At 66.5% G+C, this 13,143-nt stretch carries 15 protein-coding genes; 6 read left to right on the top strand and 9 right to left on the bottom strand.

Translation table 11 applies throughout. The annotated features are described in order from the left end of the window. Positions 1-2: 2 nt before the first annotated feature. From SLQ31_RS01480 to SLQ31_RS01500, 5 genes are all read right to left on the bottom strand, one after another. Positions 3-947 carry an alpha/beta hydrolase family protein gene (locus tag SLQ31_RS01480; protein ID WP_319432743.1) on the bottom strand — a complete coding sequence of 315 codons (945 nt, stop codon included), beginning with the start codon at positions 945-947 and terminating at the stop codon, positions 3-5. Between the two features lie 146 nt (positions 948-1,093). Further along, positions 1,094-1,603 carry a DUF4262 domain-containing protein gene (locus SLQ31_RS01485; protein WP_319429021.1) on the bottom strand — a complete coding sequence of 170 codons (510 nt, stop codon included), beginning with the start codon at positions 1,601-1,603 and terminating at the stop codon, positions 1,094-1,096. A gap of 41 nt (positions 1,604-1,644) precedes the next feature. Then, on the bottom strand, positions 1,645-2,775 hold the full coding sequence (nagA, locus tag SLQ31_RS01490; protein ID WP_319429023.1) for an N-acetylglucosamine-6-phosphate deacetylase: 1,131 nt from the start codon (positions 2,773-2,775) through the stop codon (positions 1,645-1,647). Beyond that, a complete protein-coding gene (gene nagB, locus SLQ31_RS01495) occupies positions 2,776-3,561 on the bottom strand; it encodes a glucosamine-6-phosphate deaminase (RefSeq protein WP_319429024.1) in 786 nt (261 codons plus the stop codon). A gap of 10 nt (positions 3,562-3,571) precedes the next feature. Continuing rightward, on the bottom strand, positions 3,572-4,042 hold the full coding sequence (locus SLQ31_RS01500; protein ID WP_319429025.1) for a PTS glucose transporter subunit IIA: 471 nt from the start codon (positions 4,040-4,042) through the stop codon (positions 3,572-3,574). 129 nt (positions 4,043-4,171) lie between these two features. Between SLQ31_RS01500 and SLQ31_RS01505 the strand changes: the two genes are divergently transcribed. The 3 genes from SLQ31_RS01505 (at position 4,172) to SLQ31_RS01515 (ending at position 6,808) form a co-directional block, all read left to right on the top strand. Further along, positions 4,172-5,743 (top strand): PTS transporter subunit EIIC, encoded by a 1,572-nt coding sequence (locus SLQ31_RS01505; RefSeq protein ID WP_319429027.1) that lies wholly within the window; start codon positions 4,172-4,174, stop codon positions 5,741-5,743. Between the two features lie 194 nt (positions 5,744-5,937). After that, positions 5,938-6,423 (top strand): hypothetical protein, encoded by a 486-nt coding sequence (locus SLQ31_RS01510; protein WP_319429029.1) that lies wholly within the window; start codon positions 5,938-5,940, stop codon positions 6,421-6,423. A gap of 100 nt (positions 6,424-6,523) precedes the next feature. Then, complete coding sequence (locus tag SLQ31_RS01515; RefSeq protein WP_319429031.1) at positions 6,524-6,808, top strand: hypothetical protein; 285 nt, start codon at positions 6,524-6,526, stop codon at positions 6,806-6,808. Between the two features lies 1 nt (position 6,809). Here the strand turns inward: SLQ31_RS01515 and SLQ31_RS01520 are convergent, their stop codons facing one another. Continuing rightward, entirely contained in the window at positions 6,810-7,421 is a 612-nt protein-coding gene (locus tag SLQ31_RS01520; RefSeq protein ID WP_319432745.1) for a TetR/AcrR family transcriptional regulator, read from the bottom strand. Between the two features lie 25 nt (positions 7,422-7,446). On the opposite strand from SLQ31_RS01520, the gene SLQ31_RS01525 reads away from it, so the two are divergent. Continuing rightward, the gene (locus SLQ31_RS01525; protein ID WP_319429033.1) at positions 7,447-8,211 is read left to right on the top strand and encodes an SDR family NAD(P)-dependent oxidoreductase; all 765 of its coding nucleotides are present in this window, start codon (positions 7,447-7,449) and stop codon (positions 8,209-8,211) included. Positions 8,212-8,218: 7 nt separating this feature from the next. Here the strand turns inward: SLQ31_RS01525 and SLQ31_RS01530 are convergent, their stop codons facing one another. Beyond that, positions 8,219-9,604 carry a wax ester/triacylglycerol synthase family O-acyltransferase gene (locus SLQ31_RS01530; protein ID WP_319432747.1) on the bottom strand — a complete coding sequence of 462 codons (1,386 nt, stop codon included), beginning with the start codon at positions 9,602-9,604 and terminating at the stop codon, positions 8,219-8,221. A 212-nt stretch (positions 9,605-9,816) separates the two neighbouring features. On the opposite strand from SLQ31_RS01530, the gene SLQ31_RS01535 reads away from it, so the two are divergent. After that, complete coding sequence (locus tag SLQ31_RS01535) at positions 9,817-11,064, top strand: acyltransferase (RefSeq protein ID WP_319429035.1); 1,248 nt, start codon at positions 9,817-9,819, stop codon at positions 11,062-11,064. Positions 11,065-11,170: 106 nt separating this feature from the next. Further along, on the top strand, positions 11,171-11,860 hold the full coding sequence (locus SLQ31_RS01540) for an Rv0518 family GDSL lipase (protein ID WP_319429037.1): 690 nt from the start codon (positions 11,171-11,173) through the stop codon (positions 11,858-11,860). A 9-nt stretch (positions 11,861-11,869) separates the two neighbouring features. Here the strand turns inward: SLQ31_RS01540 and SLQ31_RS01545 are convergent, their stop codons facing one another. Together SLQ31_RS01545 and SLQ31_RS01550 are read right to left on the bottom strand one after the other, a co-directional pair. Then, positions 11,870-12,130, bottom strand: coding sequence for a hypothetical protein (locus tag SLQ31_RS01545; protein WP_319429039.1), 261 nt, complete (start codon positions 12,128-12,130; stop codon positions 11,870-11,872). 72 nt (positions 12,131-12,202) lie between these two features. Then, complete coding sequence (locus SLQ31_RS01550) at positions 12,203-13,141, bottom strand: DUF4344 domain-containing metallopeptidase (RefSeq protein WP_319429041.1); 939 nt, start codon at positions 13,139-13,141, stop codon at positions 12,203-12,205. Positions 13,142-13,143 lie beyond the last annotated feature (2 nt).

The raw sequence follows: 13,143 nt of genomic DNA on the forward strand, positions 1-13,143 counted from the left end.
GGCTAGCCCGTGGGTGTCGCGCCCAGGATCCGCTGCAGGTCGCCCTTCATGGCCTGCAGCTGCGCGCCCCAGTAGCCCCAGCTGTGGGTTCCGCTGGGCGGGAAGTTGAATACCGCGTTGTGCCCACCGGCGGCCAGATACTTGCGCTGGAATTCCTTGTTGGTGTTCAGCGTGATGTTCTCGAGGTACCCGGCGGAGAACAAACCGCCGGCGTTGACGTCGTCGCCGTAGTCGAGGTCGGACGGCGCACCCGTCCCGCAGTAGACCCATACCGCGGTGTTGTTGGCCACCAGCCTGGGAATGTTGACCATCGGGTCGTTTCGCTGCCAGGCCGGATCACTACTCGGGCCCCACATGTCCGTGGACCGGTATCCGCCGCCGTCCTTCATGGCCAGACCGATCAGCGTCGGCCACAGACCCAGCGACGGATTGAGGAACCCGGACAGCGAGCCGGCGAAGATGAATTGGGTGGGATGCCAGATCGCCAGCGTCAGGGCTGCGCTGCCCGACATCGAGAGTCCGACGACCGCATTGTTGATCGGGGTGATCGCTTTGTTGGTAGCCAGCCAGGTCGGGAGCTCCTGCGTCAGAAAGGTTTCCCACTTGTAGGTCACCGTCCCGTTGGACCCGGCCGCGGGTTGATACCAATCGCTGTAGAAGCTTGATTGGCCGCCGACGGGCATCACCAGCGACAGGCCGGATTGGTAGAACCACTCGAAGGCCGCGGTGTTGATGTCCCAGCCGCTCGCATCGTCGAGGGCGCGCAGGCCGTCCAACAGGTACACCGCGTGGGCGCCGCCGCCCTGGAATTGGACCCGGATGTTGCGGCCCATCGCCGGGGACGGCACGTCGAGTTGCTCGACCGGCAGGCCCTGCCGCGAGTAGCCCGCGGCCGGCGCCGTCTGTCCGGCCAGGCCCACCACTCCGGGCGCCAGCAGGACTGCCATCGTGACGACCGAGAACCGCTGCACCCAGCGGACCGCAGCGCGCACCGAAGTCATCACGTCAGCACGGTAGCAACGCAACGGGTCCCGGCCTGGCCTGGCACACCTGCCGTAATGGCTTCGTGATCAAAGGAATTCGGCCCGCCGAATCACGCGGCCCTGGCACGCACCCCCAGTACCGGCTGTCGGCTTTCCTGATCGCAGAAGTCCGCCGCCCACGGCCAGCGACCGCGGCCGTCTGCCCACACGAGTTGCAGCGCGCGAATGGGACCGTACAAGGCGACCGCGAAACCCATGTGCGCGTCGGGATGGTCGACCTCGACGACCTCCAGCATGGGACAGCCGCACAGGGTGAACTGTTGGCCCGCGGTGAGGTCCACGCCGCGAAGAATGTGTTCGGCCGACCCGTTGAGCACCCGAAGGGCCCGTTGCGGCGACACATTGGTGATCAGCAACTCGGGGACGTCGTAGTCGCTCAACCCGATCGTGTACGCGAACGGCATCCGCTCGGACTCGACGTATTGCACCGTCCAGCCTTTCCGCAAGATCTTTCCGCGCACTTCGTCGAGGTAGTCGGCGACGGTGCTGCCCGGGTGGTCGCATAACCAGCACATGACGGTGTCCCTTTCGGCGGTGGCTTCAGCGCTTACCGACACCATGCACCCAGGGTCTGACAAAAATCGAACACACGTGCGTCTCCTCAGCGGGGAACCCAGGCACCGCCGTGCAGCACGTCGGTCACCGCGAGATCGGCGTCGAGTGCGACCAGGTCGGCGCGCGCGCCGATGCTCAATTCCGGGGATGGAAGCCCAAGGGCGCGAGCCGGATTCACCGAGGATTGCCGGACCGCGACCAGCAGGGCCTCGTCGCGGGGCAATCCGCTGCGGGCGACCGCAAACCGGAACACCCGGTCCATCGTCGCGGTGCTGCCCGCGATCGTGGAGGTGCCGGCCAGGCTCGCGACTCCGTCGGCGACCTCGACCTCCATCCGCCCGATCTGATAGCGCCCGTCGCTGACCCCGGCGGCGGCCATCGCGTCGGTGATCAACGACAGCCGGTCGGGCCCCGCGTTACGGGTCACGTGCCGGTAGAGGGCAGGGTCGACGTGCACTCCGTCGGCGATCAACTCCACGGTCACCCGCGGGTCTTCCAGGAGTGCGATCACTGGGCCGGGCTCGCGGTGGTGGATCGCGCGCATCGCGTTGAACAGGTGAGTCCCCACCGTGGCGCCCGCGGCGATCGCCGCTCGGGTCTGCTCGTAGGTCGCCTCGGTATGCCCGACCGCAGCCACCGCGCCGGCGGCGACGATCCGTTCGATCGCCGCGACACCGCCGCGTCGCTCGGGTGCGAGGGTGACCATCCGGATGGTCCCGCCACCAGCTTGCAGCACGGTGTCGAGCTCACCGGGATCCGGATCTCGGAGCAGGACGGGATCGTGCGCCCCGCAGCGTTCGACGGCCAGCCACGGCCCCTCCAGATGGATGCCGGCGATCAGCCCGTCGCGCACGTGGTCGGCCAGCACCTCGACCTGATGCAGCAGATCGGCAGGCCCGGCCGAGACCAACGACGCGATCAGGGCGGTGGTGCCGTGCCTGCGATGCAGGTCCACCGCGGCCACCGTGTCAACGCGGGTCGCCACCGAGAAATCCGAACCCCCACCACCGTGCACATGGGTATCGACGAAACCGGGCACCACTGTGTCGAGCGTTCGGTCGGCGGACCCGGGCGGCGCACCCGTTCCGATGGCTCGCACCGTGGTGCCCGAAACCTCGATCCAGCCGGGTCGCAACAACTCTCGGCCGGTCAGCAGGGTTTGGGCGGTGAGTAACACTCAGATGCCCTGCCACTGAGGCTTGGACAGGTAGGTCTCGCGGTAGTAGTCGGCCAGCTGCAGCCGCCGCGCCGCGCTGCCGTCGAGCAGCACGGTGACGTGGCGGTGGTGCTGCAGGATGGTGGCCGGCCACATCGCGCTCACCGGTCCCTCGACGAGTTGGTGCACCGCCTCGGCTTTGGCGCGACCGGTGGCCACCAGGATCAGGTGACGGGCGGCCATGATGGTGCCCAGCCCCTGGGTGAGGCAGTGCGTGGGGACGCGGTCGACGTCGTTGTCGAAGAAGCGGGCATTGTCGATACGAGTCTGGCGCGTCAGCGTTTTGATCCTGGTGCGCGAGGCCAGCGACGAACCGGGCTCGTTGAAACCGATGTGGCCGTCGGTGCCGATGCCCAGGATCTGCAGGTCGATACCACCTGCTGCCTCGATGGCCTGCTCGTAGTCGGCGCAGGCCGCCGGGATATCGGTGGCCAGGCCGTCGGGACCGGCGACCGCGCCCGGGGCGAAGTCGACGCGCGAGACGAACACCGCATCAATCACGGTGCGGTAGCGCTCGGGATGATCGGCGGGCAGCCCGACGTACTCGTCGAGGGTGAAGCCGCGGGCCTGACGGAACGTGAGGCGCCCCGCTTCGTAGCGGTCCGCCAATTCGTCGTAGATCGCCAGCGGCGATGAGCCGGTGGCCAGCCCCAGCACCGCCGTCGGCTTGCGCGTCAGCAGCGCCTCGATCGCGTCGGCGGCGATGGTGCCGATCTGGCCCGCGTCCTCGCAGATGATGACTTCCATGACCGAAGCCTTATTTCGCGGCAGTGAAAAGTGCCGAACCAGAGGTGATTTCGGCACCCGTGGCAACTGCGTCACCAACGACCACGTTACCCGGTTCGCGCTCGTCCATGACCACCACCGGAACAATGGGATTCAGGCCCGCCGCCACCACCGCCGGAACGTCATAGGTGATCACCGTCTGGCCGGCGGTCACGGTGTCGCCCTCGGCGACGTGGGCCCGGAAGCCCGCACCCTTCAGCGTCACCGTGTCGAGCCCGAGATGAACCAGAACGCCGACGTTCTCGCTCGTCATGATGATGTACGCGTGCGGCATGAGTTTGAGGAGCCGCCCGCTGACCGGTGCCACCGCGTCGATCACCTCGTGCGGCGGATCGATCGCGGCGCCGTACCCCACCATGCCCTGGGAGAAAACGGGATCGGGCACATCGCCGAGGGCGACAGCGCGTCCGGATACCGGCGCATGGACGGGTGTGGTGCTCACGAATACTCCTTGCCTCTGTGGTCGTAGACAATAGAGAGTCGGCACATCCGGGCGTGGCGAAACCGCATCTCGCGTGCTTAGGTTTGTCTAGGCTTCGGCTGTGCTGCGACAAACGGAGGTCGTCCCGTCATGAGCGAAACCACCAAAGATTCAGGGGCACAGCAAAAGTCGGGACTGCGCATACCTGGCTTCGCACAGCTGCAGCGCCTCGGCAAGAGTTTGATGCTGCCGATCGCCGTCCTCCCGGCGGCGGGCATCCTGCTGCGGCTGGGCCAAGACGACCTGCTGGGCCGGATCAAGGCACCGGTGATCGGGCCGTTCTTCCAGGCGATGAGCGCCGCGGGCGGGGCGTTGTTCGACAACCTGCCGCTGTTGTTCGCCATCGGCGTGGCGATCGGCTTCGCCCGCAAGGCGGACGGTTCGACCGCGCTGTCAGCCGCGGTGGGATACCTGGTGATGCAGGCGGTGTTCAAGACGATGTCGCCGTTCGTGCTCGCCGGCCAGCTCAACAAGGCCGGTGAACAGGCGCAGATCGACTACAAGGTGTTCGGTGGGATCGTCGTCGGCCTGCTCACCGCGTGGCTCTTCGACCGCTACCACACGATCGTGTTGCCGTCCTATCTCGGTTTCTTCGGTGGCCGGCGGTTCGTGCCGATCGCGGTGTCGGTGGTGTCGCTGTTCCTGGCGTTCGCGCTTAGCTACTTCTATCCGGTCTTCGATGCCGGCCTGACCGGGCTCGGCAAGTTCATCACCGGCGCGGGCGCACTCGGCGCATTCGTCTACGGATTCGCCAACCGCATGCTGATACCGCTTGGTCTGCACCACATTCCGAATTCGTACATCTGGTTCCTCTACGGTGACTATCAGTCGCCGGGCGGCAAGGTCGTCACCGGCGACATTCCGCGCTTCACCGCGGGCGATCCGACCGGCGGCGCGTACACGGCGGGCTTCTACCCGATCCTGATGTTCGGCCTGCCCGCCGCGGCGCTGGCGATGATCCACGTCGCGAACAAGAAGCAGCGCAAGGTCGCGGTCGGGATCTTGGCCGCCGCCGCGCTGACCGCGTTCCTCACCGGTGTCACCGAACCGCTGGAGTTCGCCTTCATGTTCGTGGCGTTCCCGCTCTACGTCGTGCACGCCGTGCTGACCGGACTGTCGCTGGCCATCGCCTACCTACTCGATATCCATCTCGGGTTCTCGTTCTCGGCGGGCCTGATCGACCTTGTGCTCTACGGCAATGCGCCCGCGGCGAAGAACATCCCGCTGTTGATCGCCATGGGCCTGGTGTACTTCGTGGTCTATTACGTCCTGTTCCGGTTTGCCATCACGAAGTGGAACATGCGGACCCCTGGGCGCGAGCCCGACGCGGCGTTCGATGCCGAGGAGCGGGCCAACCTCGGCGAGGGCGCGGAATCGGCCACCGCGGTCGACGCGGGAGGCGCCGTCAAGACCGCTCCCGCCGCCGTCGACAGCAGCAGGGCCGAACAACTCATCGCGGCCTTCGGCGGCCGGGAGAACCTCCGCAACGTCGACGCCTGCATCACCCGCCTGCGGATGGAGGTGGTCGACACCGGCAAAGTGGACCAGGGCCGGCTTCGCCTACTGGGCGCCGCCGGGGTGATCGAAATCGGCAACAGTGTGCAGGCGGTGTTCGGGACCCAGGCCGAGGCGCTCAAGAACGAGATCACCGACGCCCTGTAGAAACTGGCAGCGTAGAACTGGCAGCGAGAACCTGGCAGCTTCGCATCCGGGGTGTCCAGATCGCGCCGAGGAAACGCATAGGCTTCGAAGCTTTATCGATCCGTGTTCCTACTGTGACTCAAGTGGCCCATTGTTACCGAAGTGACATTTGTGGCTCTTGCTCCTGAGCCTCACCCGCCAGAGCGAGGAACTCCATGACTGTTCGAACATTCGGCGCCCAGGTACTTGCCGTGACCGCCGGAGTGTTCGTCGCCGCCACGGTCTGGCCGGCTTCGGCACACGCCGACCCGGCCGACGCCAGCGGTGCTTTGAGCGCGGTCGGCATCGGGAACAACGGCCCGATCACCCAGTTGATCGAGCAAATCGGACAACAGATCTGCCCGCTGATCGTGAAGCCGGGTGGCGACCTGGTTTCCAACGCCACGACCGCGAGCGGCCATGGTGGCCTCGCCTCCCAGGTCACGGGCTTCGTCGCCGAGCAGGCCATCAAGTCGCAATGCCCCGCGGCCATGACTCAACTGGCCAACGGAAACTTCGGGCCGATCATGCAGCTGATGAGCACCGCCAACCAGGCATCGGGGACGCTCAACACGCTGAGCGGGACGGCGGCGCCTGCGATGCCTGCGCTCCCGTCCGTCCCATCGCTCACGTTGCCGACGGCCGGCGTGCTTAGCCCCTGACCAGGGCTGCGGTCCAGCTCATCACTGCTAACGGCGGTAGCCCCGGCGTCGATAACGTGGTTAGGTGGCAGTGACTCCTTAAGGCGGAAAGCACGTGACGGTGAAACGACGACGGATCTTTATCGCAGCAGCTGCGGCGACGTTGGCCTCAGGCTCGGTGGCGTTCGCCGCACCTGCATCCGCGGACTGCCCCAGCGGAACGGTGCAAACCCGATTTCCCGGGGTGTGTGTCGCCGGCCAGTCGGGCGGCCAGGTCCCCCAGTCGATCGGTCCGTCGGACGTGACGTCCAACTATCAGCCGAACCAGATCCCCACGATGAACGGGATCCCGTGCAACTGGTCGCATTCGGTCACCTGCTGGGGAATGGCGCAGAACGGCGGCTAGTTCAGGCGGCGCGTCCGGCGCGCAGCGCGTCGATCCCTTCATCGAGCGCGGCTTCGAGGTACGTCAGATCGCCGGTGGCGAGCATGATTCCGACGCCACCCTGAATCCCGGCGAGTAGCGCGGCAGCGGCCCGCTCGACGTTCACCGAACCGGCGATCTTTCCCTGCTCCTGCATCGATCGGATTCCGGTCGCGATGGCGCCGCGCCATTTAGCGATCAATTCGGCGGTGACGGCCTCGGCTCCTGGGGTGGTGCGGCCGATCTCGGACATCAGCACCGCGATCGGGCAGTTCTGACCCTGCCGTCGATAACGGTCGACCACCGCATCGCGCCACCGCTGCCAGGCCGCCCATGAGGTCAAAGTGCCGAGGTGTGGCTGCTGGTCGTCGAGCACCATCTGTGACTCGAATGCCGCGACGGCCAGCAGCAGCTGCTCCTTGCCGCCAGGAAAGTAATGGAAGAGTTGGCTTTTGGACGTGCCGGTCTGGTTCATGATGTCGTCGAGCGTGGTCAGCGCGACACCGCGGGCGCGGATCGTCGCGGCGGCTCCCTGAATGATCCGCTGCCGGGTGGCGCGGCCCTTCGGCGTCAAATTCTGGACTTGCAGGTCCATTTTTATTGGCGGAGCATGTGGACTCATGAGTCCAAAAGATACCCGGTTCGCCGGGCGCAGAGCACTTGTCACCGGATCCACAGGTGGCCTCGGGGTTGCCATTGCCGGGGCATTGGCGGCCGATGGCGCGTTCGTCGTGGTCAGCGGGCGGGACAAGGCCCGCGGCGACGCCGTCGTCGCCGGCATTCGTTCCGCAGGTGGGGAGGCGGCCTTCGTCGTTGCCGACCTGAGCGCGGGAATCGGTGCGGTCCGAGAGGTCGCGGACGCGGCCGCCGAGGCCGCGGGTGGCGGCATCGACATCCTGGTGAACAACGCCGCCACGCTGCTGATGCCGACGCCGACGGCGGACATCGCCGAACAGGAACTGCGGGATGCGTTCACCGTCAACGTGTTCGCACCGTTCCTGCTCACCGGTGTGCTGGGTCCACGAATGGCGGAGCAAGGTCACGGCGCCATCGTGAACATCGGTTCGATCACCGGACTGCGTGGCTCAAGCGGGTCGGCGATCTACAGCGCGACCAAAGCTGCGATCCATTCGTTCACGAAGTCGTGGGCCGACGAATACGGTCCCGCCGGCGTGCGGGTCAACGCCGTGGCGCCCGGCCCGATCGGCACCGAACGGCAGGCCGAGTTTGTCGACCACATCGCGCCGGTGCTGAGCCGCCTGCCGTCGCGGCGGATGAGCACCCCCGAGGAGGTGGCTGCCGCGGTGGCGTTCCTGGCCAGTGACGACGCCGCCAACATCCACGGCGCGATCCTCAGTGTCGACGGCGGCTGGGCCGCAACCTGATCCCGCGTCAGGACGACGGAATCTGGCTGGCCGCCTCCTCGAGCCGTTCCAGGGCGAGCTGCAGCGCATCGGTGAATTCGTGGATGTCGCCCGCGATTTCGGGCGTCGTCGACACGCCGAAATCCAGTGAGCCGCAATAGCTCAGGCAGGTGATGTTCAAGCCGACGTCGAGCATCAGCGGTCCGATGGGCACCAGCGATTCGACCCGCGCGCCGGCCAGGTAGAGCGGGAAGTCCGGCCCCGGCACGTTGGAGACCACCAGGTTGATGGGCACGACGCGGTCGCCGAGATGGGAGGCCGAGTAGGCCCGCACCGCCAGCCCGAGCAGTCCGGGTGGGGTCGTCTCGGTCAGCCCGACGAGCTGATGATCGGACAGCGTCTTGGCCATCTCCTTGGCGCCGCATGAGCTTTCGTAGATCGCCATGAGTCGTTCAACCGGGTCGGCGATATCGGTGGACAGGCGCACCGTCGTCGAGGTCATCTGGTTTCCCGCGGTGGACGCCTCGGTGTGGGTGGATACCGGAACCTGGGCGACCAGTGGCCGGTCCGGCAGCTCACCGCGGGCCTGCAGGTAGTCCCGTAAGGCACCTGAAATGATCGCCAGGACAACGTCATTGATCTTCACATCGAACGCGTTCTTGACGGCTTTGACCCTGTCGAGCGACAAACTGGTGGAGGCTATCCGACGCTGCATGCCGAGCTTGGCGTTGAATCTGGTCGACGGCGCGTCGAAGAAGTTCGGCGGCTTGTTCTCTACCGAACGGGCGGCCAACTGCTGAGTCACCGTCTGCTGGATCACCCGCGCCACCCGGTAGGGGGTCATCACGGCGATGTTGTACAGCGCACCCAGCGCCCGCCTCTCGATACCGGGCAGGCGCCCATGGGTGTCGGGATCCGCGACGGCGGGCGGCCGCGGTTCGGCGGTGACGTCGAGCAAGATTTCGCTGAGTCCCGCGCCCGACACGCCATCGATGACGCAGTGGTGAATCTTGGTCAGGTAGGCAACGCGTCCGCCTGGCAGACCCTCGATGAACCACATCTCCCACAGCGGGCGGTCACGGTCAAGCTGATACGACATCAACCGTCCGACCAGGGCGTCGAGTTCTCGCTGCCCGCCCGGCGCCGGAAGCGCAACGTGCCTGAGGTGATAGTCGATGTCCAACTCGGCGTCTTCAACGAGCCAAGGCCGGTCCAGACCGTGACGCGCACCGGCGACGCGCTGGCGCATGATCGGCAGCTCGGGCAGCCGGCCCAGCATCAGCTTGCGCACCGTCTCGAAGCTGAAGTCCGGCACACCGCTGGGGTCACAGATGCCCAGTGCACCGATGTGCATCGGGCTGGTCTGGGTGTCCGCCCACCAGAAGGCCGAATCTAGGCCGGAGAGGCGCCGCACGGTGTCAGTGCTCATTCCGGTCGGTGTTACCAGGATCACCATTCGGCAAACGGTCCGCAGGCTGGGCGTCCGGCATCCACACAGTATTGCGAACCGGGCCGGCAGCCGCAGCGCTGATACGCTGCCAACGGTCACCGGTGCCGAAATCCCGGTGTAGCGGGGTCCGGCCCGGCTGACGAGGTGGCGTCGAAGAAGTAAGCGAAGAGTCGGAAATGGGTGTCGTGCGAACCGGAGAAATCAGAGCTCTGACCGGTCTTCGCATCGTCGCCGCCATGTGGGTGGTGCTCTTCCACTTTCGCCCGCTGATCTGGGAAGCCTCCCCGCGCCTCAAGGACGACCTCGCGCCGCTGTTCGACGCCGGGGCGCAAGGCGTGGACCTGTTCTTCATCCTCAGCGGCTTCGTCCTGGCCTGGAACTACCTCGACCGGATGGGGTCGCACTGGTCCGGCCGGGCCACCCTGCACTTCCTATGGTTGCGGCTGTCCCGGGTATGGCCGGTGTACCTGGTGACCATGCACATCGCGGCCGCGTGGATCATCTTCACGCTGCACGTCGGCACCGTGCCGTCCCCGGACGTCGAGAAGCTCAACGCGATCAGCTACGCGCGCCAGCTCTTCATGGTGCAGCTGTGGTACGAACCGTTCTTCGACGGCACCAGCTGGGACGGGCCGGCCTGGTCGATCAGCGCGGAATGGCTGGCCTACCTGCTCTTCGGCGGGATCATCCTGGTGATCTTCCGGATGGCCCGGGTGACCCGGGCGCGCACTTTGCTGTTGCTGGCCTTCGCCGTCGCCCTGCCGCCGACTGTCCTGCTCTTGGCCAGCGGTCACCTCTACACCCCGTGGAGCTGGCTGCCGCGCATCGTGGCGCAGTTCCTGGCCGGCGCGCTGGCCTGCGCGGCGGTGCGCCGCCTGCACCTGGGCACACGCGCGCGGCGCATCGCCGGGTACGCCGCGATACTGCTGATCACCGCGATCGTCGGCATCCTCTACTACTACGACGCGAACCCTGTCGCCGGCATGGTCGACCCCGGCGGGATGGTCGCCCTGTTGTTCATGCCGCTGGTGGTCACGCTGTCGATCGGTACCGGCAGCCTGCCGGCGCTGCTGTCCACCCGGCTGCTGGTCTACGGCGGCAAGATCTCGTTCGGCCTCTACATGGTCCACGAGATCGTGCACACCTCGTGGAACTGGGCGGTGCAGGAATACCAGATCGACCTGCCCAAATCGGTGCAGAAAATCGTCATCGTCGGCCTCATCGCCGCCGCAGTCGCCTTTGCGATGCTGCTGTACCACTCGGTGGAGGAACCTGCCCGGCGCTGGATGCGCAGAATGGTCGATTTCCGCGACGTCAAGCACGATGTGCACACCGGCCCGCCAGCGGCGGAGGGTGGCCGGCTGGCCTCCATCGACCAGGCGCGCGATGCCCGTCCGCCGCAGTCCTCGGCCCGCGCCGGGTAGCACCCCGGACCCAGCCTTGCTGTGCGCCAACGCCTTCCGTGCCTGTAGTCTGCCTGGGTCGGGCGCGAAATTCAGTGAGGTGTCATTGACCCGCATGCAGGGACTTATGCGTGTCACCACGGCGGGTCTGTCAGCCGTCGTGGTGTCAGCCGCGATTCTCGGCTACTCACAGCCGTCTGCGGGCTACGCATTGGCCAGCCGCGGCACGGAGTTCAGCCGTATCGCGGTGATCGGTGACTCGTACACAACCGGTACCGACGAGGGTGGGCAGGGCCCGCAATCGTGGACCTCGCGAGCCTGGCTGCTGCTGGCCAGCCAGGGGGCCAGGATCAACGCCGACGTGGCCGCAGAAGGCGGCGCTGGCTATGGGATCCGCGGTAACCAGGGCAGCCTGTTCGAGGACCTCACCACCCGAGCCGTCGATCGCGACGACGCCCTGGTGGTGTTTTTCGGCTCCCGCAACGACCAGCCCGTCGACATGCACCAATATCCCGGGCTGGTCGGCGACACCTTCCAGATCGCCCGCCGGGCGGCGCCCAAGGCCAAGTTCCTGGTGATCGGACCGCCGTGGCCGACTGCTGACCCGCCGGGCGAAGTATTCGCCCTTCGGGACACCCTGCGCGTAGAGGCCAAGGCCGCGGGCGCGGTCTTCATCGACCCGCTCGCTGAGCATTGGTTCGTCGGACGCCCGGACCTGATCGGTCCCGACGGCGTCCATCCCACCGACGCGGGCCACGCCTATATGGCCGACAAGATCGCGCCGTTGATTCGCAGCCAGCTCGCCATCCCGTTATAGGTGGTCAGTTCAGGGCGCGATCCACGGCTGGCTGTCGCCGATGTTGTTGGAGTCGACCTGGTAGCACTGCTGTGGGGTGTTGAACCCGAACGCACCCCCGGTCTCGCAACGCTGAAAGAAGCCGCTGGGATCGATGGGTCCGTCGCAGCGCTGACCGCCACCCCATGGCGTCCACGTTCCCTGGCACCCCGCGCTGGCCGTGGGTGGGTTGATCAGGCCTATACCGATGACCGTGATCGCGCATGCCACCACTGAACCGAGTTTCGTCACTGTCCACCTCCTCGACCTCGAACCTCAAGTGAAGTTCGGATACCCAATACATCGGGGAGGCAGACAGCGTCGTTAGCGCATGTGCGGTTCAAGCAGGCTGGTCCACCCCTTGACCAGCTGATCCCATTCGCCCTGGCAGCCGTCGGCGCGACCCTCCGGCAGCTGACCGGAGCTGACGATGTCGGCGTTGGCGTCCGGGTTGGATCCGTAGATCCAGCACTCGAAGTTGTAGGCGCGAGCCTGGTCTGGGGTGTGGACGTCGGCGAACGCCTCTTGCTCGAGCGGGCCGCCCTCCTTGCTGAGCACGAAGTACTCGCGGGCGGTGTCCTTGGCGGCCTGGACGAAGTCCGGATCGACATGTCCGTCGTTATACGGCGCCAGCAGTTCGTAAGCGGCCAACTGATCGGCCACGTCTTCCTCGCGCCCGGTGACCGGAAGGTCGTAGATGTCGATCACCATGTGGCCGACCTCGTGGAAGAACGACCCGATCGCGATCCGCCGCGCGCTCTCCTCGGGCTTGGGGTCGGCGGCGAAGATCTTCAGGCTCTGGGCGACGTCTTCGTAGCAGAGCGTCAGCTTCTTGTCGCTGGGACTCCAGAAGTCGTTGGCTTCACCGCATTGCGCTCCGACGACCGGGATGTCGTTCGGCAGGACATACCAGTCGCTGACCGACTTGGCGATGGCGTCCAAAAAGTGGGTTTTCTCCATGAGATCTCGCCCGACGATGGCCTCCGGAGTGGTCGCCTCCTCGTAGGTGACGACCAGTTGACCGTCCTTGCCTCCGGGCGTGGGGTCTCCGGGCGTGGGGTCCCCGGTCTTCCCCTTCGGTGCGGGGTACCCGGCGGATTGCCTGGCCTCAGCCTCTCCAGCCGTGGGGGCGTCGACTGCCGGCGCCGCCGACCTCGTTGGCGCCTCGGCCTTCGCCGGAGCCGGGGCGTCGCTGCCGTGGTTGGCGCCGCATCCCATGGCGAGTAGACCGACGACCACCACCAATGCGCTCGAGCGTGCCATCG

This window comes from Mycobacterium sp. RTGN5 (assembly GCF_033804465.1).
In the GTDB taxonomy this organism is placed as follows: Bacteria; Actinomycetota; Actinomycetes; order Mycobacteriales; family Mycobacteriaceae; genus Mycobacterium.